General features: G+C 63.0%; 17 protein-coding genes. 13 read left to right on the top strand and 4 right to left on the bottom strand.

Annotation, left to right across the window (positions count from 1 at the left end; all coding sequences use genetic code 11):
* Positions 1-43 precede the first annotated feature (43 nt).
* On the bottom strand, positions 44-1,936 hold the full coding sequence (gene exaA / locus AD670_RS24885; protein WP_082341040.1) for a quinoprotein ethanol dehydrogenase: 1,893 nt from the start codon (positions 1,934-1,936) through the stop codon (positions 44-46).
* A gap of 255 nt (positions 1,937-2,191) precedes the next feature.
* On the opposite strand from exaA, the gene pedF reads away from it, so the two are divergent.
* From pedF to AD670_RS24840, 10 genes are all read left to right on the top strand, one after another.
* Positions 2,192-2,653 carry a cytochrome c-550 PedF gene (gene pedF / locus AD670_RS24880; RefSeq protein ID WP_027606205.1) on the top strand — a complete coding sequence of 154 codons (462 nt, stop codon included), beginning with the start codon at positions 2,192-2,194 and terminating at the stop codon, positions 2,651-2,653.
* Between the two features lie 3 nt (positions 2,654-2,656).
* Positions 2,657-3,532, top strand: a complete 876-nt coding sequence (locus AD670_RS24875; protein WP_053138568.1) for an ABC transporter substrate-binding protein — start codon at positions 2,657-2,659, stop codon at positions 3,530-3,532.
* A gap of 9 nt (positions 3,533-3,541) precedes the next feature.
* Entirely contained in the window at positions 3,542-4,291 is a 750-nt protein-coding gene (locus AD670_RS24870) for a quinoprotein dehydrogenase-associated SoxYZ-like carrier (protein ID WP_053138565.1), read from the top strand.
* A 16-nt stretch (positions 4,292-4,307) separates the two neighbouring features.
* Positions 4,308-5,240 (top strand): quinoprotein relay system zinc metallohydrolase 1, encoded by a 933-nt coding sequence (locus tag AD670_RS24865; protein WP_053138563.1) that lies wholly within the window; start codon positions 4,308-4,310, stop codon positions 5,238-5,240.
* 126 nt (positions 5,241-5,366) lie between these two features.
* The gene (locus AD670_RS24860; RefSeq protein ID WP_053138560.1) at positions 5,367-7,142 is read left to right on the top strand and encodes a PQQ-dependent methanol/ethanol family dehydrogenase; all 1,776 of its coding nucleotides are present in this window, start codon (positions 5,367-5,369) and stop codon (positions 7,140-7,142) included.
* A gap of 121 nt (positions 7,143-7,263) precedes the next feature.
* Positions 7,264-8,784, top strand: coding sequence for an aldehyde dehydrogenase family protein (locus AD670_RS24855; RefSeq protein ID WP_053138557.1), 1,521 nt, complete (start codon positions 7,264-7,266; stop codon positions 8,782-8,784).
* Positions 8,785-9,023: 239 nt separating this feature from the next.
* Positions 9,024-9,095, top strand: coding sequence for a pyrroloquinoline quinone precursor peptide PqqA (pqqA, locus tag AD670_RS31200; RefSeq protein ID WP_010209364.1), 72 nt, complete (start codon positions 9,024-9,026; stop codon positions 9,093-9,095).
* A 127-nt stretch (positions 9,096-9,222) separates the two neighbouring features.
* Positions 9,223-10,386 (top strand): alcohol dehydrogenase-like regulatory protein ErcA, encoded by a 1,164-nt coding sequence (gene ercA, locus AD670_RS24850; RefSeq protein WP_053138554.1) that lies wholly within the window; start codon positions 9,223-9,225, stop codon positions 10,384-10,386.
* The gene (locus tag AD670_RS24845; RefSeq protein WP_053138551.1) at positions 10,370-11,740 is read left to right on the top strand and encodes a hybrid sensor histidine kinase/response regulator; all 1,371 of its coding nucleotides are present in this window, start codon (positions 10,370-10,372) and stop codon (positions 11,738-11,740) included. Before ercA ends, AD670_RS24845 begins: the two co-directional genes overlap by 17 nt.
* 79 nt (positions 11,741-11,819) lie before the next feature.
* Entirely contained in the window at positions 11,820-13,298 is a 1,479-nt protein-coding gene (locus tag AD670_RS24840; RefSeq protein WP_027606213.1) for a DASS family sodium-coupled anion symporter, read from the top strand.
* Positions 13,299-13,418: 120 nt separating this feature from the next.
* Here AD670_RS24840 and AD670_RS24835 read toward each other — a convergent pair whose 3' ends face one another.
* The 3 genes from AD670_RS24835 to AD670_RS24825 are packed head-to-tail and all read right to left on the bottom strand — an operon-like array spanning position 13,419 to position 16,081.
* A complete protein-coding gene (locus AD670_RS24835) occupies positions 13,419-14,231 on the bottom strand; it encodes an oxidoreductase (RefSeq protein ID WP_053138546.1) in 813 nt (270 codons plus the stop codon).
* A 34-nt stretch (positions 14,232-14,265) separates the two neighbouring features.
* Positions 14,266-15,264, bottom strand: a complete 999-nt coding sequence (locus AD670_RS24830) for an NADP-dependent oxidoreductase (RefSeq protein WP_053138543.1) — start codon at positions 15,262-15,264, stop codon at positions 14,266-14,268.
* Positions 15,265-15,292: 28 nt separating this feature from the next.
* A complete protein-coding gene (locus AD670_RS24825; RefSeq protein ID WP_053138538.1) occupies positions 15,293-16,081 on the bottom strand; it encodes an SDR family oxidoreductase in 789 nt (262 codons plus the stop codon).
* Positions 16,082-16,258: 177 nt separating this feature from the next.
* On the opposite strand from AD670_RS24825, the gene AD670_RS24820 reads away from it, so the two are divergent.
* The 3 genes from AD670_RS24820 to AD670_RS24810 all read left to right on the top strand — a co-directional run bounded on the left by AD670_RS24820 (position 16,259) and on the right by AD670_RS24810 (position 19,748).
* A complete protein-coding gene (locus tag AD670_RS24820; protein WP_053138535.1) occupies positions 16,259-16,846 on the top strand; it encodes a TetR/AcrR family transcriptional regulator in 588 nt (195 codons plus the stop codon).
* 116 nt (positions 16,847-16,962) lie between these two features.
* Positions 16,963-18,606 (top strand): MFS transporter, encoded by a 1,644-nt coding sequence (locus AD670_RS24815; RefSeq protein WP_053138532.1) that lies wholly within the window; start codon positions 16,963-16,965, stop codon positions 18,604-18,606.
* The gene (locus tag AD670_RS24810; protein ID WP_053138529.1) at positions 18,603-19,748 is read left to right on the top strand and encodes an HlyD family secretion protein; all 1,146 of its coding nucleotides are present in this window, start codon (positions 18,603-18,605) and stop codon (positions 19,746-19,748) included. Before AD670_RS24815 ends, AD670_RS24810 begins: the two co-directional genes overlap by 4 nt.
* Positions 19,749-19,781 lie beyond the last annotated feature (33 nt).

Genomic DNA, 19,781 nt, shown 5'->3' with positions numbered 1-19,781 from the left:
GAACCCGCTTGCCACAAAAGGCGGCCCGGCATTCTCGCGGGGGTTATTTTTGCGCGGTCTTGTTATCCCAACTCGGGATCTTGAACACCCAGAACGACCCGCCTTGCGCCACCGGCTTGGTCAGCTCGGCCATGTCGCCGCCCCACAACGGCACCGCGCCGCCATAGCCGACGGTCACGCCGACATACTGCTCGCCATCCTGCTCCCAGGTGATCGGCGGCGAGACGATGCCGCTGCCGGTCTGGAACTTCCACAGCTCCTTGCCGGTTTTCGCGTCGAAGGCCTTGAAGAAACCGTCGCCTGTACCGGTAAACACCAGGTTGCCCTTGGTGGCCAACACGCCGGCCCACAGCGGCAGGGCTTCCTTGTGCTCCCACACCACTTTGCCGGTGGTTGGGTTCATCGCGCGCAGGGTGCCGACGTGGTCGTCATACATGCGCTTGATGCGAAAGCCCATGCCCAGGTACGCCGAGCCTTTCTTGTAGTTGACCTCTTCGGTCCAGTACTCCTCTTTCCACTGGTTGCCCGGAATGTAGAACAGGCCGGTGTCCTGGCTGTAGGCCATGGGGTTCCAGTTCTTGCCCCCCAGGAACGGCGGCGAGACTTCCACCGGCTTGCCTTTGGTTTCACCCGGCAAGGGCTTGGCCGGGCGCTGGCCTTCGTTCTCCACCGGACGCCCGGTCTTCAGGTCGATATGGCTGGCCCAGGTGATGTTGTCGACAAACGGGAAGGCGTTCTGCAGCTTGCCGTTGTTGCGGTCCACCACATAGAAAAAGCCGTTGCGGTCGGCATGACCGGTGGCCTTGACCACTTTGCCGTCCTTGTCCTTGTAGTCGAACAGCACCAGCTCGTTGTTGCCGGAGAAGTCCCAGGCATCGTTCGGGGTGTGCTGGTAGAACCACTTCACTTCGCCGGTGCTCGGATCGACGCCGACCTGGCCCGAGGTGTAGAGGCTGTCGAAGTCGTGGGGGTTGCCGTCCTTGGCGGTGCGCGCCCAGGTGTTCCACGGGCCAGGGTTGCCGGCGCCGACGATGATCGTGTTGGTCTCGGCATCGAAGCTCGCGCTCTGCCAAGGGGCGCCACCGCCGTGGCTCCAGGCCTCGACCTTGCCGGTTTCGGTGGTCGGGTCATCCGGCCACGAAGGGGCCTTGACGTCGCCGGTGGTGGTGCTGTCCTTGCCGTTGAGGCGGCCCATATGGCCTTCCACGAACGGGCGCATCCACACTTCTTCACCGGTGTCGGGGTCGCGGGCAAACAGCTGGCCGACCACACCGAATTCATCGCCGGAGCTGCCGTGGATCAGCAGCACCTTGCCGCTGACCTTGTCTTTGATCAGCACCGGGGCGCCGGTCATGGTGTAGCCGGCGGCGTGGTCGCCGAACTTCTTGTTCCACACCACTTTGCCGGTGTTTTTGTCGAGGGCGATCAGGCGTGCGTCGAGGGTGCCGAAGTAGATCTTGTCGCCGAAGATCGCCGCACCACGGTTGACCACGTCACAGCACGGGCGAATGTTGTCGGGCAGGCGGTGGTTGTAGGTCCACAGGCGCTTGCCGGTCTTGGCGTCGAGGGCGAACACGCGGGAGTAGGAGCCGGTGACGTAGACCACGCCGTCGCTGACGATGGCCTGGGATTCCTGGCCGCGTTGCTTCTCATCGCCGAACGAGTAGGACCAGGCCGGGGTGAGCTTGAACACGTTCTTGTCGTTGACCTGGGCCAGTGGGCTCCAGCGCTGGGCGTTGGTGCCCATGCCGTATTGCAGCACGTCTTTGGTGGTCAGGTGATCGTTGGCGATGTCTTCCCAGGTGACATTGCGCGTCGGCTTGGCAGGTTCGACGGCCGCGAACGTTGCGGCACTGAGGGACAGGCTGCCCACCAGCAAAAAGGCTTGCACGGCAAGGCTTAAAGGTGAGCGGGCGGGTAGCGATCTTATTGTCATGGTTGCAGTTCCCAGTGGAGGTTTTGGCCTGCACAGGGTGGAACGCCGGGGCGCCGGGCGGATACGGAAAAAGTCCCGCTGTGGCCGGGAAGACTTCCCGAGGCGCCGCTGTTTTAGGTGTGCCCCACAAGCCCTACTACCAAGGGAGGAGAGGGCGGCCACCAAAGCAGCATACGGCCCATGCCCCGGGGTTTCTAAGATGGTTGCCATAGCCTCTGCAATGAGGTTTTGCGTGCAATCCTGAGGGCAAAAATAATGACAACAAAACACAATGCCTTGCTCGTCGCCGGGCTGTTGGTCGGTGTGATCGCCGGGGGCTCCGCCTGGGCCCATGGCAACGTGGTCCCGCAAGCGGTGGAAACCAAGGGCCTGACCTCGATCAAGGACGCCGGCGTGCCGGTCAACGAAGACGGCTGGGCGGCGGTCAATCCGTACCGCACCTCGCCTGAACACGACCGGGCCGTGGAAATCGGTTCGTCCGCCTACAACCAGAACTGCGCCGCCTGCCACGGCCTGGAAGCCAAGTCCGGCGGTATCGCCCCCGACCTGCGCATGCTCGATGTGGGCGAAGCCGGTGATGAGTGGTTCGTCGAGCGCGTGCGCCATGGCGCGGTGCGTGACGGTCGCGTGTACATGCCGAAAATGGCCGACTACCTGAGCCAGGAAGCCTTGTGGGCCGTGCGCACCTACCTGGACAGCGTGCACGTCGAGGAGTAAGCCATGCGCCTGTTCGCTTATGTGCTTGGCCTGGCCCTGCTGTGTTGCCAGCCGGCACAGGCGCAGGTGCGCAGCTATGACCAGATGATCGCTGCCGGCGAAATCAAGGTGGCGGTGTACAAGGACTTTGCCCCCTACAGTTTCGAAGACGGCGCCACCGCGCGCGGGGTCGACGTGGAACTGGCCCAGGCCCTGGCCACGGCGCTGGGGGTAGGGCTCACGTTGATCTGGGCGCCGGCCGGCGAGAAGCTCGACGACGACCTGCGCGACTACATCTGGCGTGGCAGCCAGTTGCACAACCAGCAACTGGCCGACCTGATGATGCGCGCGCCCTACGATCGCGATTACGCGCAAAAGCGCAACGACCAGGGCGAACTGGAAAACGGCCATGTGGTGATGTTCGGGCCGTACCAGAACGAACAATGGCAGGTGGCTTATGACCGTCGGCGCCTGGACACGGTTGCCAGCGTGGCGGTGTTCGAGCAGCACCCGATTGGCGTCGAAGTCGACAGCGTGCCGTCGTTCTACCTCACCTCGGTGTTCAACGGCATGCTCGCCGCCAAGACCCATCACTACCCCGACGTCCCCCAGGCCTTTGCGGCGATGAAAGCCGGTGAGGTCGATGCGGTGATGGCGATGCGCGGCGAAGTCGATTGGCAGGTGCATGAAGCCCACGACCCGCAACTGGCCCTGGCCGAAAACGCCTACCCGAACATGGGCAAGCAACGCTGGGAGATCGGCATGGCGGTGCACGAGAGCAATCGCCAGTTGGCCTACGCGGTGGAAGAGGCGCTGGAAGGCCTGATCCGTGACGGCGCGGTGCAAGCCATCTATGCCCGTTACGGCCTGCAGTACGAAGTGCCCGAGATGTATCAATAGGAGCAGGCGATGAACTGGCGACTGAGCTGCATCCTGGCGTGCTGGCTGCCGCTGGCGGCGCACGCCGTGGAGGTCGACCCGGTGCCGTCGGTGATGTGGGCCTTCTATCACAAGCAGTTCCTGGCCGAGGCGCCGTTCGTGTTCGATGACCGAGTCAAGCTGCTCGCGCCGCCGTTCGCCGAAGATGCGCGCCAGGTGCCGCTGGAAATCGACGCCCGCGCCTTCAACGGCCATGTGGTGAAAATCCTCGCCTGGGCCGAGCTCAATCCACTGCCGAAAATCGTCGACTTCCAGCCCAAGGCCGGCGTGCTGCCGTGGCTGTCGCTGCGGATTCGTATCGAGCAGGCCACGCCGTTGCGTGCGGCGGTGCTCACCGATGACGGCCTGTGGCATGTGGGCTCGACTCTGATCGACGCGGCCGGTGGCGGCTGCACCGCGCCCAGCGTGGTCCGCACCCAGCCGGGCTGGGAAGAGCACATTGGCGAAGTGTTCGGCGGCCGTTACCCGCGTGGCGAGTTCAGCCGCGTACGTGTGCAGGTGGCGCACCCGATGGACAACGGCATGGTCAGCGGCATCCCCGAGTTTTTTATCAACCACGCGCAACTGCGCGGCCAGGACGGCCAGGTGCTGGCTGATCTTGAGCTGTTCCCGGCGGTCAGCGAGAACCCCAACCTGGCCTTCGACATCGACGCGCCGGGGCCCACCCGCCTGGTGTTGCGCGACAACAGCGGCAATGAGTTCGACGCGGCCATCCCCTGACCAGAAGGAGCGCGGCATGCGCTGGATTCTATTGTTATGCCTGGGCCTGAGCCTGCCCGCCCTGGCGGACCTCGACTACGCCCTCAAGCCCCGACTGATCGCCGACGACACCTGGCTACTCGAAGGCAGCACCGACAATTTTGCCAAGGCCAACGGCGGCAATATCGTCAACACCGCCTTCATCGTCACCGAGGCCGGCGTGGTGGTGATCGACACCGGGCCGTCGCGGCGCTACGGCGAAGCCATGCGCGAGGCCATCGCCCGCGTTACCCCCAAGCCGGTGATCCAGGTGCTGATTACCCATCATCACCCCGACCATGCGCTGGGCAACCAGGCCTTCAAGGACGTGCCCATCGGCGCCCTGGCCGAGACCACGCGGCTGCTGCACGAGCAGGGCGACGGCATGGCGGAAAACCTCTACCGCATGGTCGGCGACTGGATGCGTGGCACCGAGGTGGTGTTGCCCACCCAAGTGCTGGAACCCGGTGTGCTGAGCGTCGGCCGCCACGACTTGCGCCTGCTCGCGCTCACCGGTCACACCGGCGCCGACCTGGCGATCTTCGACCAGAGCACCGGCGTGCTGTTCGCCGGCGACCTGGTGTTTTACCAGCGCGCGCTCACCACCCCCAACAGCCCGGGGCTGGCGGTGTGGCTGGCTGACCTCGGCACCCTGCAAGGCTTGCCCTGGACCCTGATCGTGCCCGGCCATGGCCCGGTGGCCAGCGACGCGCAACCCTTCACGCAGATGCGCGACTACCTGACCTGGCTCGATCAACTTTTGCGTGACGGCGCGGCCCAGGGCAGCGACATGGCCGAGATGATCCGCAGCCCCATCCCCGAACGCTTCGCCGCGATCAGCCTGAGCCGCTATGAGCTGATCCGCAGCGTCAGCCACCTGTACCCGCGTTACGAGCGCGAACAGATGCAACGCGTGGATTCGGCGCGCTGACCCGCTACTAAGGAACTAGCAAACTCGATACTGCGGTCAATTGTGACAACCGCCCCTGCGCCCAAGAATCTGCACCAGACCGGGAAAATTTCCCGGGTATAACAAAAAACCGCAGAGGTAGCCGTCATGACCCAACCCGCACGCCGCCAACCCTTCGCCTTGAGTGTGTTGCTCGGTGCCATCCTGTTATCCGGCCAGGCCATGGCCTCGGTCACCGATGAGGACATCCTCCAGGACCCGAAAAAACCCGGGCAGATCGTCACCAACGGCCTGGGCGTGCAGGGTCAGCGCTACAGCCCCCTCGACACCCTGAACGTCGACAACGTCAAGGACCTGCGCCCGGTCTGGGCGTTTTCCTTTGGCGGCGAGAAGCAGCGTGGGCAACAGGCGCAGCCGATGATCAAGGATGGGGTGATGTACCTCACCGGTTCCTACTCGCGGGTGTTCGCGGTGGATGCGCGCACCGGCAAGAAGCTCTGGCAGTACGATGCGCGTCTGCCCGATGACATCCGCCCGTGCTGTGACGTGATCAACCGTGGCGTGGCGCTGTACGGCGACCTGGTGTTCTTCGGCACCCTGGACGCCAAGCTGGTGGCGCTGAACAAAGACACCGGCAAAGTGGTGTGGAGCAAGCAGGTCGCTGACCACAAGGAAGGTTACTCGATCAGTGCCGCGCCCCTGGTGGTCAACGGCAAGCTGATCACCGGCGTGGCCGGTGGCGAATTCGGCGTGGTCGGCAAGATCCAGGCCTATGACCCGAAAAACGGCGAGCTGCTGTGGAGCCGCCCGACGGTCGAAGGTCATATGGGTTATGTCTACAAGGACGGCAAAGCCGTGGAAAACGGCATCTCCGGCGGCGAGGCGGGCAAGACCTGGCCGGGGGATCTGTGGAAAACCGGCGGCGCGGCACCGTGGCTGGGCGGCTACTACGACCCGGAAACCAACCTGCTGCTGTTCGGCACCGGCAACCCGGCGCCGTGGAACTCGCACCTGCGCCCCGGCGACAACCTCTACTCGTCCTCGCGCCTGGCGCTCAACCCGGACGACGGCACCATCAAGTGGCACTTCCAGAGCACGCCCCACGACGGCTGGGACTATGACGGCGTCAACGAACTGATCTCCTTCAACTACACCGAAGGCGGCAAGGAAATCAAAGCGGCGGCCACCGCCGACCGCAACGGCTTCTTCTACGTGCTCGACCGCACCAACGGCAAGTTCATCCGTGGCTTCCCGTTTGTCGACAAGATCACCTGGGCCACCGGCCTGGATAAGGACGGTCGGCCGATCTACAACGAAGCCAGCCGCCCAGGTGCGCCGGGCAGCGAAACCAAGGGCACCTCGGTGTTTGTCGCGCCGGCGTTCCTCGGTGCGAAGAACTGGATGCCGATGGCCTACAACCGCGACACCGGGCTGTTCTATGTGCCGTCCAACGAGTGGGGCATGGACATCTGGAACGAAGGCATCGCCTACAAGAAGGGCGCAGCGTTCCTTGGCGCCGGCTTCACCATCAAGCCGCTGAACGAAGACTACATCGGCGTGCTGCGCGCCATCGACCCGAAGACCGGCAAGGAAGTCTGGCGCCACAAGAACTTCGCGCCGCTGTGGGGCGGGGTGCTGACCACCAAGGGCAACCTGGTGTTCACCGGCACGCCGGAAGGCTTCCTGCAAGCATTTAACGCCAAGACTGGCGAGAAGGTCTGGGAGTTCCAGACCGGCTCCGGCGTGCTCGGCTCGCCTGTGACCTGGGAAATGGACGGCGAACAGTACGTCTCGGTGCTCTCCGGCTGGGGCGGCGCCGTGCCGTTGTGGGGCGGTGAAGTGGCCAAGCGCATCAAGGACTTCAACCAGGGCGGCATGCTCTGGACCTTCAAGCTGCCCAAAGAGCTGGTCGCCAAGCACTGAATCTACGACCAAATGACAAGCGCCCCCCTGCCAACGGCGCATTCGCCCGGCAACGGGGGCTCTTTACTATCGGGTCATCGCCTGTTGACCGACAGGCCCGGACCCAGACAGAGGCTTTAACATGATCTACGCACAACCTGGCACCCCTGGCGCCATCGTCAGCTTCAAGCAGCGCTACGGCAATTACATCGGCGGCGAGTTCGTCGCGCCGCTCAGCGGTGAGTACTTCACCAACACCTCGCCGGTGACCGGTGAAGTGATCGCCGAATTCCCGCGCTCCAACGCCGCCGATATCGACAAGGCCCTCGACGCTGCCCATGCTGCCGCCGACGCCTGGGGCAAGACCTCGCCCCAGGATCGCTCGCTGGTGCTGCTGAAAATCGCCGACCGCATCGAACAGCACCTCGACGTGCTGGCCGTGACCGAAAGCTGGGACAACGGCAAGGCCGTGCGCGAAACCCTCAACGCCGACGTGCCCCTGGCCGCTGACCACTTCCGCTACTTCGCCGGCTGCATTCGCGCCCAGGAAGGCGGCGCCGCCGAGATCAACGAACACACCGCGGCCTATCACTTCCATGAGCCATTGGGCGTGGTCGGGCAGATCATTCCGTGGAACTTCCCGCTGCTGATGGCCGCCTGGAAACTCGCCCCGGCCCTGGCCGCCGGTAACTGCATCGTGCTCAAGCCGGCCGAGCAGACGCCGCTGTCGATCATGGTGTTTGCCGAGTTGATCAATGACCTGCTGCCACCGGGCGTGCTGAATATCGTCCAGGGCTTTGGCCGCGAAGCCGGGGAGGCGCTGGCCACCAGCAAGCGCATCGCCAAGATTGCCTTTACCGGCTCGACCCCAATCGGTGCGCACATCATGCATGCGGCCGCCGAGAACCTCATTCCCTCCACCGTGGAACTGGGCGGCAAGTCGCCGAACATCTTCTTCGAAGACATCATGCAGGCTGAGCCGCAGTTCATCGAAAAAGCCGCCGAAGGCCTGGTGCTGGCGTTCTTCAACCAGGGCGAAGTGTGCACCTGCCCGTCGCGGGCGCTGGTGCAGGAGTCGATCTACGACGACTTCATGAAAGTGGTGATGAAGAAGATCGTCAAGATCAAGCGCGGCAACCCGCTGGACACCGAGACCATGGTCGGCGCCCAGGCGTCCGAACAGCAATACGACAAGATTCTGTCCTACCTCAAGATCGCCCAGGAAGAGGGCGCCGAGCTGCTCACCGGCGGCGCGGCCGAGCGCCTGGAGGGCGACCTGTCCAGCGGTTACTACATCCAGCCGACCCTGCTCAAGGGCCACAACAAGATGCGTGTGTTCCAGGAAGAAATCTTCGGCCCGGTGGTGGGTATCACCACCTTCAAGGACGAAGCCGAAGCCCTGGCGATTGCCAACGACAGCGAATTCGGCCTCGGCGCCGGGCTGTGGACCCGCGACATCAACCGCGCCTACCGCATGGGCCGGGCGATCAAGGCCGGCCGCGTGTGGACCAACTGTTATCACCTGTACCCGGCGCATGCGGCGTTTGGCGGCTACAAGAAGTCGGGCGTGGGGCGTGAGAACCACAAGATGATGCTCGATCACTACCAGCAGACCAAGAACCTGTTGGTGAGCTACGACATCAATCCACTGGGTTTCTTCTGATTCCAACTTGAAATGCGATCAAGTGTGGGAGGGGGCTTGCTCCCGATAGCGGTATGTCAGTGGCATAAATGTTAACTGACCCACCGCCATCGGGAGCAAGCCCCCTCCCACATTTTGATCGGCGTACACCCGCTACCAATGCAGGCGCCGCTTCGTTCGAAAGTAGCATTCGCACCCCCATCCCCCCATGCATTAATGCCCTTACCGGAATCTTCCGGCACAACAAGAGGACTCTCCCCATGTGGACCAAACCCGCCTTCACCGACCTGCGTATCGGCTTCGAAGTGACCATGTACTTCGCCAGCCGCTGATCCATCTCCGGCCAGCCTCGCGCTGGCCGGTGCCGTATTGGGAATGACCCTTTGGTCTGATTGCATTCGCTCCCGAATGGGTTAGTGTGAAGCGCATCTCCCAAAAATAATAACAACAGGCTTTCCAATGAGCCCCAATCTGAGCCTCCTGCGTAAATTCGTCTCGCCTGAAATCATCTTCGGTGCCGGCTGCCGGCACAACGTCGGTAACTACGCCAAGACCTTTGGTGCGCGCAAGGTGCTGGTGGTCAGCGACCCCGGGGTGATCGCCGCCGGTTGGGTCGCGGATGTGGAAGCCAGCCTGCAGGCCATCGGCATCGACTATTGCCTGTACAGCGCCGTGTCGCCTAATCCGCGTGTCGAGGAAGTGATGCTCGGTGCCGAGGTGTATCGGGAAAACCATTGCGATGTGATCGTGGCCATCGGCGGCGGCAGCCCCATGGACTGCGGCAAGGCCATCGGCATTGTGGTCGCCCATGGGCGCAGCATTCTTGAGTTCGAGGGCGTGGACACCATCCGTGTGCCGAGCCCGCCGTTGATCCTGATCCCCACCACCGCCGGCACGTCGGCGGATGTCTCGCAGTTCGTGATCATTTCCAACCAGCAGGAACGCATGAAGTTCTCCATCGTCAGCAAGGCGGTGGTGCCGGATGTGTCGCTGATCGACCCGGAAACCACGGCGAGCATGGACCCGTTCCTGTCCGCCTGTACCGGCATCGATGCGCTGGTGCATGCCATTGAGGCGTTCGTGTCCACCGGCCACGGCCCGCTGACCGACCCCCATGCGCTGGAAGCCATGCGCCTGATCAACGGTAACCTGGTGCAGATGATCGCCAACCCCGGTGACATTGCCCTGCGCGAGAAGATCATGCTCGGCAGCATGCAGGCCGGCCTGGCGTTTTCCAATGCGATCCTCGGCGCGGTGCATGCCATGTCCCACAGCCTCGGCGGGTTTCTCGACCTGCCCCATGGCTTGTGCAACGCAGTGTTGGTGGAGCACGTGGTGGCGTTCAACTACAACTCGGCGCCGGAGCGCTTCAAGGTGATTGCCGAGACCTTTGGCATTGACTGCCGGGGGCTCAACCATCGGCAGATTCGCGGGCGGCTGGTGGAGCATCTGATTGCGCTGAAGCACGCCATCGGCTTCCACGAAACCCTCGGCTTGCATGGGGTGCGCGTGGCGGATATTCCGTTCCTGTCCCAGCATGCGATGCACGACCCGTGCATCCTCACTAACCCGCGCGAGTCGAGCCAGCGTGATGTCGAGGTGGTGTATGGCGAAGCGCTCTGACGACCAGCAACAGGCCCTGGCCGGGCTGTTGGGCCTGGGCAATCATTCGGCGCGCAAGAGTCACTACCCGGAACTCACCGCGCGCCTTGATGAGCTGGAGGCCGAGCGCAACCGTTATATCCGTCTCAACGATGAGCTGGAACAGCGGGTGGCGGCGCGCACCGATGAACTGCTGGAAGCCAACCACAACCTGCAACAGCAGATCGCCCAGCGTGAGCAGGTCGAGCAGGAGCTGCGCGATGCGCGCGACGCCGCCGAGGCTGCCAACCGCAGCAAGGACAAATACCTCGCCGCCGCCAGCCATGACCTGCTGCAACCGCTTAACGCGGCGCGGTTGCTGATCTCGACCCTGCGTGAACGCAACTTGCCCAGCGTTGAGCAGGTGCTGGTGGAGCGTACGCACCAGGCCCTGGAAGGCGCCGAGGATTTGCTCACCGACCTGCTGGATATTTCGCGGCTCGACCAGGCGGCGGTCAAGCCGGACGTGGCGTTGTATCGCCTGGATGAGCTGTTTGCGCCGTTGGTCTCGGAGTTCCAGTCGGTGGCGCTGGCGGCCGGGCTGAACCTGCGCGCGCGTACCGGCCATTATGCGATTCGCACCGACTTGCGTCTGGTGACGCGGATTCTGCGCAACTTTCTCAGCAATGCCTGCCGCTACACCGACGAGGGCTGCATCCTGCTCGGCGCGCGCCGCCGTGGCGATCGCCTGCGCCTGGAGGTGTGGGATACCGGGCGTGGCATCGCGGCCGACCGGCTGGAGGCGATCTTCCTTGAGTTCAACCAGCTCGACGTCGGCCGTGCCTCCGACCGCAAAGGCGTGGGGTTGGGACTGGCGATTGTCGAGCGCATTGCCGAAATCCTCGGCTATCCGGTGGCGGTGCGGTCGTGGCCGGGGCGTGGCTCGATGTTCAGTATCGAGGTGCCCATCAGCGAAGAGATGCCCCTGGCGATCAGCCAACTGCCGGTGCTACCGACCACGGGCAACCCGCTGCCGGGGCGGCGTTTGCTGGTGATCGACAACGAGGTGAGCATCCTCGACAGCATGCGCGCGCTGCTGGCGCAGTGGGGCTGTGAGGTGATCACCGCCACCGACCAGGCCGGCGCGTTGCTGGCGTTGCAGGGCAGGGCGCCGGAGTTGATCCTCGCCGACTACCACCTCGACCATGGCGTGGTGGGCTGCGCGGTGGTCAAGCACCTGCGCGAGCATTTCGCGCAGAACATCCCTGCCGTGATCATCACCGCCGACCGCACCGACCAGTGCCGCCGCGCGCTGCGCCGCCTGGACGCGCCGTTGCTGAACAAACCGCTCAAGCCCGGCAAGTTGCGGGCGGTATTGAGTCAGTTATTGACCTAGGGACTTGATACCCGTCAACACCCGTTGCGGCGCTTTGCCCCATGCTGTGGGCCTGATTCAGAGCCCGACGGAGCCCGCCATGAACGCCCCCGCAACAACCGCAGCATCCTTCAAGTTGCCCCTGGGCCTGGTGATCGGCGTGTTGGTGATGGTCGGGGTGCTGCTGTTGCCGCTGCCCGCCGACCTGCCGGTGGCCGGGCAGCGCATGCTGGCGATCCTCGCGTTTGCCGTGGTGGTGTGGATCACCGAGGCGGTGTCCTATGAGGCCAGCGCGATCATGATCACCTCGCTCATGGCGTTTTTGCTCGGCACGGCGCCGTCGCTGCAAGACCCCACGCACCTGATCGGCTCCAGCCCGGCCATCAGCATGGCGCTCACCGGTTTTTCCAACCCGGCACTGGCGCTGGTGGCGGGCGCGTTGTTCATTGCGGCGGCCATGACCCACACCGGCCTGGACCGGCGCATCGCCCTGGTGACTCTGACCCGCGTCGGCACCAGCACCCGCGGCATTCTGCTGGGGGCGATTGCGGTGACGATCCTGCTCAGCCTCGTGGTGCCCAGCGCCACTGCGCGCAGCGCCTGTGTGGTGCCGATCATGATGGGCGTGGTCGCCGCGTTTGGCGTGGACAAGCGCTCCAACATCGCCGCCGGCCTGATGATCGTGGTGGCCCAGGGCACCAGCATCTGGAACGTCGGCATCCAGACCGCCGCCGCGCAAAACCTGCTGACCGTGGGCTTTATGGACAAGATGCTCGGTCAGCGCGTGTCGTGGATCGACTGGCTGATCGCTGGCGCGCCGTGGGCGGTGATCATGTCGGCGGTGTTGCTGTTCCTGGTGATCAAGCTGCTGCCGCCGGAAACCGACAGCATCCCCGGTGGCAAGGAGGCCGTGGCCCAGTCCCTGGTGGACATCGGCCCGATGACCGGCCCGCAGAAACGCTTGCTGACGGTGTCGGTGTTGTTGCTGTTGGCATGGGCGACGGAAGGGCGCCTGCACCCTTTCGACACCACCTCGACCACCTACGCCGGGCTGGTGTTCCTGCTGCTGCCGGGCATTGGGGTGATGACCTGGAAGGATGTGCAGTCGCGCATTCCATGGGGCACGGTGATTGTGTTTGGCGTGGGCATCAGCCTCGGTACCGCGCTGCTGACTACCCAGGCCGGGCAATGGCTGGGCTCCCAAGTGGTGGCGCACACCGGCCTGGATCAGGTCGGGCCGTTGGGGGTGTTTGCGATCCTGGGGGCGTTTTTGATAGTGATCCACCTGGGCTTTGCCAGCGCCACGGCGCTGACCTCGGCGCTGTTGCCGATCTTGATTGCGGTGTTGCAGACCTTGCCCGGGGAGTTCAACCGGTTGGGCATGACCATGCTGCTGGGGTTTGTAATGAGCTACGGGTTTATCCTGCCGATCAATGCGCCGCAGAACATGGTGTGTTTGGGGACCGGGACGTTTACGGCGCGGCAGTTTGCCAAGGTGGGGATTTTGGTGACGTTGATCGGGTATGGGTTGATGTTGGTGTTTGCGGCGACTTATTGGAGTTGGTTGGGCTGGATCTGATTTGGAATGTGCTTCTGGATGCACATGAGGTCCAATGTGGGAGGCCGCTGACTCTCCGACTTAGCGCTGTCGCACGGCAAACTGGAACCCCGCTCGCCACAAGTCTGCACCTCTTGTGATTCAAACCGGCAGGCGAAATTGCTTACGCAAGGCCTTGTCGAAGAACCCCGCAGGGGCGAAGCGGCGCAGCAGGCTGATTTGTCGTGCGGCCTTGCCAGCCGTGTAGCGAGGCTGAGGGTGGATGTCGGTCGCGGCTTTGACCACGACTGTCGCGACGACGTCTGGTCGGTCGGCTTTCGGCACCACCTCGGCCAGCAGTGCCTTGAATCCGGCTCGGGGTTGATCGTAGGTCTTCAGCGGCGAGTCTGGCTCAATACCGTTTTGATCGAAGACGGTACGCACGAATGCGGGCTCGATGACAGAGACGCGAATATTGAAGGCACGCACCTCGTGGTCAAGGGATTCGGAATAGCCTTCCAGCGCGTGCTTGACCGCCGAATAATGAGCGGAGTAGGGCGCGGGGACTACCCCTAGAATCGATCCGATATTGATGATGCGCCCCTGGCCACGCTCTCGCATTGCCGGGAGTACCGCATTGGTCATGCGGATGACGCCGAACAGATTGACGTCGAACAGTGCCTGTACCTGTGGGAGCGAGAATTCTTCAGCGCCGCCCAGCAGGCCGATGCCGGCATTATTGACCAGCAGATCGATCCGCCCGGTCTGTGCGAGCACGGTGGAGACGAGCGCACTGACAGAGGCGTCGTCTGTCACGTCGCAGGTGAGCATGGACACCGGCGTTGAGCTGGCCCCCGCCTTCCGACTCGTGCCAAATACCCTATACCCTGCACGCGCCAATGCTTCAGCAGTTGCTTGACCAATACCGGATGAGGCACCGGTGACTATCGCGGTTTTTTCGGAAGGTGTTTTCATTTGATGTTCCGCCGGTTGTTGAGTGCGTGCTGGGTCATAGGATCTTGATGACCACCTTTCCCTTGGCTCTGCCCCGCTCGACGTAGCTCAATGCCTCAGCCGTTGCCTCGAAAGGGAAGGTTCGGTCGATCACCGGTGTGATAGCGCCGGACTCGACAAGCTCAGTGATTTTCTGCAATTGCGCACCGCTCGCACGCATGAACACAAATGCATAGTCGATGCCCTGCTTGCGGGCTTTTCTGCGTATGCCGCTGCTTAACAGGCGCATGATCCAACCGAGTCCCCAGAACAGCTTTTGCTCGTGTGCGAACTCAGCGGTGGGTGGACCTGAGATGGAGATGAGCTGCCCACCCGGCTTGAGAATGCGCAGGGATTTTTCCAGTTCGGCAGGGCCGAGGCTGTTCAATACGACGTCGTAGTCGCGCAACACGTCTTCGACGTTTTGCTGTGTGTAGTCGATGACGACGTCTGCTCCCAACGCCTTGACCCACTCCACGTTATGGGTGCTGGTCGTGGTGGCAACAAAAGCGCCCAGGTGTTTTGCAAGCTGGATGGCAATGCTGCCAACGCCACCGGAGCCAGCGTGGATAAAGACTTTTTGCCCCTTCTTCACGCGGGCTGTTTCAACCAGCACCTGCCAGGCCGTCAGTGCGACCAGGGGCAGGGCAGCGGCTTGTTCCATGCTGGTGTTTTTGGGTTTCAGCGCGACGGCACTCTCCTCGATCGCGATCAGCTCGGCAAAGCCACCGATGCGCGCCTGGGGTGGGCGGGCATAGACCTCATCACCGGGTTTGAAGGTGCGCACGCCTGACCCCACGCGAACGACGACGCCAGCCACGTCGTTACCCATGATCAGCGGGAATGTGTAGGGCAGGATCAGTTTGAATTCACCTTTGCTGATCTTCGAATCCAGCAGGTTGACGCTGCTGGCGTGCACCTTGACCAGGACGTCGTTGATGCCCGGTTCCGGGTCTGGTACCTCGGCAAGACGTCCGTGATTCTTGCCGTAACGGTCGATCAAAAAGGCTTTCATCGTTCAGTTCTCATGGTTCGCGTGACGATCACGCCTGGGCTTGATAACGCTCGGCGACGACCGATTGGCGAATCTCTGAGAGCAAACCTTGGCGGGCGGCCTGCAGAGCATCCCAGCGCGCGGCGTCCTGCAATGGCGGAATGGTCACCGGCTCGCGACGATCAAAACCGACCAGCGCCGCATCGACCAGTTCGTCCACGCTCATGATTTCGCTCAGGGTATTGATGTCGATGCCTGCGCGATCCCAGATTTCCGTGCGGGTGGCGGCTGGCAGGACAGCTTGCACGTAGACGCCTTTGGGTGAGAGCTCAAGGCTCAGTCCTTGGGATAGAAACAGCACAAACGCTTTGGTCGCACCGTAGACGCTCATGCCGAATTCCGGTGCCAGCCCCACCACCGAGCCAATGTTGATAATCGCGCCGTTACCGGCGTGTGCCAGGCGTGGAGCGATGGCGCTGGCAAGTCGCACCAAGGCGGTGGTGTTGAGCGCGACCAGGTTGGTAACGCTGTCGATGGATTGCTCGATGAAGTTGCCGGAGAGGGCGGCGCCCGCGTTGTTCACAAGGATGCCGATACTGGCGTCATCACGCAGGCGAGCTTCGACGGTGATCAGATCGCTGGTGTGAGTCAGGTCGGCTTGGATCACATCAATGGAAACCGCGTGTTTATCACGCAGCCGGGAGGCCAGTGCGTCCAGCCGGCCTTTATCGCGGGCTACCAGCACCAGGTTGTGCCCACGTTGGGCAAAACGCTCGGCGTAGGTCGCGCCGATGCCTGTTGAGGCGCCGGTAATCAGTACGGTTTCTGGGGTGCTCATAAGTAGATGCTCTTGATGGTTCAGGATGATCAGAGACGGCGATCCGCGCCGCACAGCCGCAGAGACATGCGCTGGTGGTTTTATGATGTCGGTCATAATCAAAGCTGTCAACAGTTTTGATTATGACCGACATCAGAGTATAGTCAGGCCATTGTTCAGAGGTCCCAGGGGCGCGAAATGAAGATCACCAAGACGCAATCACTCGCCAATCGAGCTCATATTGTGGAGACGGCGTCAGAGCTGTTTCGTGAGCGTGGCTATGACGGTGTGGGTGTGGCCGAGCTCATGGCTACCGCCGGTTTTACCCAGGGAGGCTTCTACAAGCACTTCGGCTCCAAGGCCGACTTGATGGCTGAAGCGGCCGAAAATAGCCTGGCAAAATCCCTGTCGAGTACGTGCGATCTCGACGTGCCGGGTTTTGTGAACCTGTACGTGTCCAGGGATCACAGAGACGGCAGGGGAGAGGGGTGCACCCTGGCAGCCCTGTGTGGTGACGCCGCCCGTCAGTCAGATGATCTGAAGGCGACCTTTGCCAGTGGCGTTGAAAACACGCTGGCGGCGCTTGAGGACAAGTACACGGCGGGAATGGATGTCGCCAGGCAAGAGGCCCGCGCGAAGATGATCGACCTGCTGGCCCATGCAATCGGTGCGGTCATGCTGTCACGGGCGTGTCCGGATGACTCACCCCTCGCGGATGAAATATTGGAAACGTGCCGCGCTGAGATAATGGCATCCCTGCCATCGAGTAAAGAAAGCAGCGCATGAGGGGCAAGATGGGCGCTCACCGATGCGCCCAGGATGGCAAGATGAACCCCGCTCAGGTTTACTACTCTGAGTAATGGTTTTACCGACGTCACCCGTCGGGTCATCTAGGTCATCGAATGGATAAATACACCCCCCACACCTGGGAACCCCACGAGCGCCCGAGCCTGCCCGGTTCGCCGTCGACGCCGTGGCACCCCACCCACAAGCGCTGGCTGTATGCGCTGGTGGGCGTGCTGGTGGCAATCACCGGTGGCCTGGGCAACGCGCTGGTGATCGCCAACCTGCAATACCTGCAAGGCGCCCTCGGTGCGACCACCGCAGAAATGGCCTGGCTGCCCGCCGCCTATGTGATGACCAACGTGTGCATGAACCTGCTGCTGGTGAAGTTTCGCCAGCAATTCGGCCTGCGGGCGTTTACCGAGGTGTTCCTGGTGCTCTATGCGCTGGTGACCTTCGGCCACTTGTTCGTCAACGACCTCAACTCGGCCATCGCCGTACGGGCGGCCCATGGCATGGTCGGCGCGGCGCTCAGTTCGTTGGGCTTGTACTACATGATCCAGGCGTTCCCGGCGAAGTGGCGGTTGAAATCCCTGGTGCTGGGGTTGGGCACGGCGCAGTTGGCCTTGCCGCTGGCGCGACTGTTCTCCGAAGACCTGCTGCAAATTGCCGAGTGGCGTGGTTTGTACCTGTTCGAACTGGGCATGGCGCTGATCTGCCTGGGCTGTGTGTTCCTGCTCAAGCTGCCCCCTGGCGACCGCTTCAAGACCTTTGAAAAACTCGATTTCCTCACCTTCGCCATCCTCGCCAGCGGTGTGGCCCTGCTGTGCGCGGTGCTGTCCCTGGGGCGTATCGACTGGTGGCTGGAAGCGCCGTGGATCGGCGTGGCCTCGGCCTGTTCCCTGGTGCTGATCATGGCCGGCCTGGCCATTGAGCATAACCGCGCCAACCCGCTGCTGATGACGCGCTGGCTGGGCAGCGGCACCATGATTCGCCTGGCGCTGGCGGTGATCCTGATTCGCATGGTGCTGTCGGAGCAGTCCACCGGCGCTGTCGGGTTCATGCAGATGTTGAACATGAGCTACCAGCAGATGCACACGCTGTACGTGGTGATGCTGGCGGGTGCGATCGCCGGGTTGGTGGTCAGTGCGCTGACGATCAACCCGGCGCACCTGCTGATGCCGCTGGTGATTTCCCTGGCGCTGATGGCGACCGGCTCGGTGATGGACAGTTTCTCCAGCAACCTCACGCGCCCGCAGAACCTGTACATCAGCCAGTTCCTGCTAGGCTTCGGCGGTACGTTCTTTCTGGGGCCGACCATGGTGCTGGGGACCAAAAACGTGCTGGCCAACCCCCGTAACCTGGTGAGCTTTTCGGTGATGTTCGGGATTTGCCAGAACCTCGGCGGCCTGATCGGCGCGGCCTTGCTCGGTACGTTCCAGATCGTGCGCGAGAAGTATCACTCCAGCATGATCGTCGAGCACCTGACCCTGCTCGACCCGCGTGTGGCCGCGCGGGTACAGAGCGGCGGGTCGGCCTATGGCGGTATCGTCGCCGACCCGGAACTGCGTAACCTCATGGGCATCCGCAGCCTGGCCACGGCGGCGACCCGTGAGGCGAATGTCATGGCCTACAACGATGTGTTCATGCTGATCGCGATTGTCGCGATCCTGACCATGATCTGGATCTTTATCCGCAGTCTGTGGCTGATGAGCACCACTAAAGCAGCCACTCCCGTTCAACCCAGCGGCGCTACTTCATGACCGAACCGACCACCACGACCACCAACGCCATCGCCGCCACCCCGGAAGGCACCACGCCGCCCGGCGCCACGGTCACCGAGCCGCGCTCATTGCGCGTGCGCATCCTCTCGTCCCTGGGCTTTGCCGCGATTGCCATCGTCGGGGTGCTGATCGTGCTGTATGCCTGGCAATTGCCGCCGTTCAGCAGCGCGGTGGAAACCACCGAGAACGCCTTGGTGCGTGGCCAGGTGACCATCATCGGGCCGCAGCTGAGCGGCTATGTGTTCGAGGTGCCGGTGCAGGATTTCCAGTACGTCAAGGCCGGCGACCTGCTGGTGCGGCTGGATGACCGCATCTACAAGCAACGCCTCGACCAGGCGCTGGCGCAATTGGCGGTGCAGAAGGCCTCGCTGGCCAATGTGGTGCAGCAACGCAACAGTGCCGAAGCGACGATCAAGCTGCGCCAGGCCGCACTGGTGGACAGCCAGGCCCAGGCGCGCAAAAGCACCGCCGACCTGCGCCGCAACGAAGAGTTGATCAGCGACGGTTCGGTGTCCAAGCGCGAGCTGGACGTGACCCGCGCCGCCAATGCGCAGACCATCGCGGCGGTGGCCCAGGCCCAGGCCAGCCTGGAAATTGCGCGGCAGGATTTGCAAACGGTGATCGTCAATCGCGGTTCCCTGGAAGCGGCGGTCGCGAGTGCCGAGGCGGCAGTGGAGTTGGCGCGTATCGACCTGTCCAACACCCGCATTACGGCGCCGCGTGATGGGCAGCTGGGGCAGATTGGCGTGCGTCTGGGGGCCTACGTCAACTCCGGCGCGCAGTTGATGGCACTGGTGCCGAAGCAGCTGTGGGTGATCGCCAACATGAAGGAAACCCAGATGGACAATGTGCAGGTCGGCCAGCCGGTGACCTTCACCGTGGATGCGCTGAACCACCGCAGGTTTCACGGCACGGTGCAGCATATTTCCCCGGCCACGGGCTCAGAGTTCAGCCTGTTGCAGGCGGACAACGCGACGGGCAACTTTGTGAAGATTGCCCAGCGCGTGCCGGTAAGGATTACGGTGGACCCGGATCAGGCTGAGAGTGAACGGTTGCGGCCGGGGTTGTCGGTAGTGGTGAGTATCGACACGGCTGGGCGGCTGAAAAACTCTCCACCGTGAGCATGGCGCTGATCCCTGTAGGCGCGAGCTTGC

The sequence above is a fragment of the Pseudomonas sp. MIACH genome (assembly GCF_001269925.1).
Lineage (GTDB): Bacteria > Pseudomonadota > Gammaproteobacteria > Pseudomonadales > Pseudomonadaceae > Aquipseudomonas.
Note: the sequence above shows the minus strand (reverse complement) of the source record. Positions and strands in the feature narration are given on the sequence as shown.

What these genes read in the sequence shown, in the direction of transcription:
- AD670_RS24870 (WP_053138565.1), top strand. Translation starts at nt 3,542, where the DNA reads ATGAACTGGCGACTGAGCTGCATCCTGGCGTGCTGGCTGCCGCTGGCG.
- AD670_RS24810 (WP_053138529.1), top strand. Translation starts at nt 18,603, where the DNA reads ATGACCGAACCGACCACCACGACCACCAACGCCATCGCCGCCACCCCG.
- AD670_RS24830 (WP_053138543.1), bottom strand. Translation starts at nt 15,264, where the DNA reads ATGAAAGCCTTTTTGATCGACCGTTACGGCAAGAATCACGGACGTCTT.
- AD670_RS24820 (WP_053138535.1), top strand. Translation starts at nt 16,259, where the DNA reads ATGAAGATCACCAAGACGCAATCACTCGCCAATCGAGCTCATATTGTG.
- ercA (WP_053138554.1), top strand. Translation starts at nt 9,223, where the DNA reads ATGAGCCCCAATCTGAGCCTCCTGCGTAAATTCGTCTCGCCTGAAATC.
- AD670_RS24835 (WP_053138546.1), bottom strand. Translation starts at nt 14,231, where the DNA reads ATGAAAACACCTTCCGAAAAAACCGCGATAGTCACCGGTGCCTCATCC.
- AD670_RS24875 (WP_053138568.1), top strand. Translation starts at nt 2,657, where the DNA reads ATGCGCCTGTTCGCTTATGTGCTTGGCCTGGCCCTGCTGTGTTGCCAG.
- AD670_RS24815 (WP_053138532.1), top strand. Translation starts at nt 16,963, where the DNA reads ATGGATAAATACACCCCCCACACCTGGGAACCCCACGAGCGCCCGAGC.
- AD670_RS24840 (WP_027606213.1), top strand. Translation starts at nt 11,820, where the DNA reads ATGAACGCCCCCGCAACAACCGCAGCATCCTTCAAGTTGCCCCTGGGC.
- pedF (WP_027606205.1), top strand. Translation starts at nt 2,192, where the DNA reads ATGACAACAAAACACAATGCCTTGCTCGTCGCCGGGCTGTTGGTCGGT.
- AD670_RS24860 (WP_053138560.1), top strand. Translation starts at nt 5,367, where the DNA reads ATGACCCAACCCGCACGCCGCCAACCCTTCGCCTTGAGTGTGTTGCTC.
- AD670_RS24865 (WP_053138563.1), top strand. Translation starts at nt 4,308, where the DNA reads ATGCGCTGGATTCTATTGTTATGCCTGGGCCTGAGCCTGCCCGCCCTG.
- AD670_RS24845 (WP_053138551.1), top strand. Translation starts at nt 10,370, where the DNA reads ATGGCGAAGCGCTCTGACGACCAGCAACAGGCCCTGGCCGGGCTGTTG.
- exaA (WP_082341040.1), bottom strand. Translation starts at nt 1,936, where the DNA reads ATGACAATAAGATCGCTACCCGCCCGCTCACCTTTAAGCCTTGCCGTG.
- AD670_RS24825 (WP_053138538.1), bottom strand. Translation starts at nt 16,081, where the DNA reads ATGAGCACCCCAGAAACCGTACTGATTACCGGCGCCTCAACAGGCATC.
- AD670_RS24855 (WP_053138557.1), top strand. Translation starts at nt 7,264, where the DNA reads ATGATCTACGCACAACCTGGCACCCCTGGCGCCATCGTCAGCTTCAAG.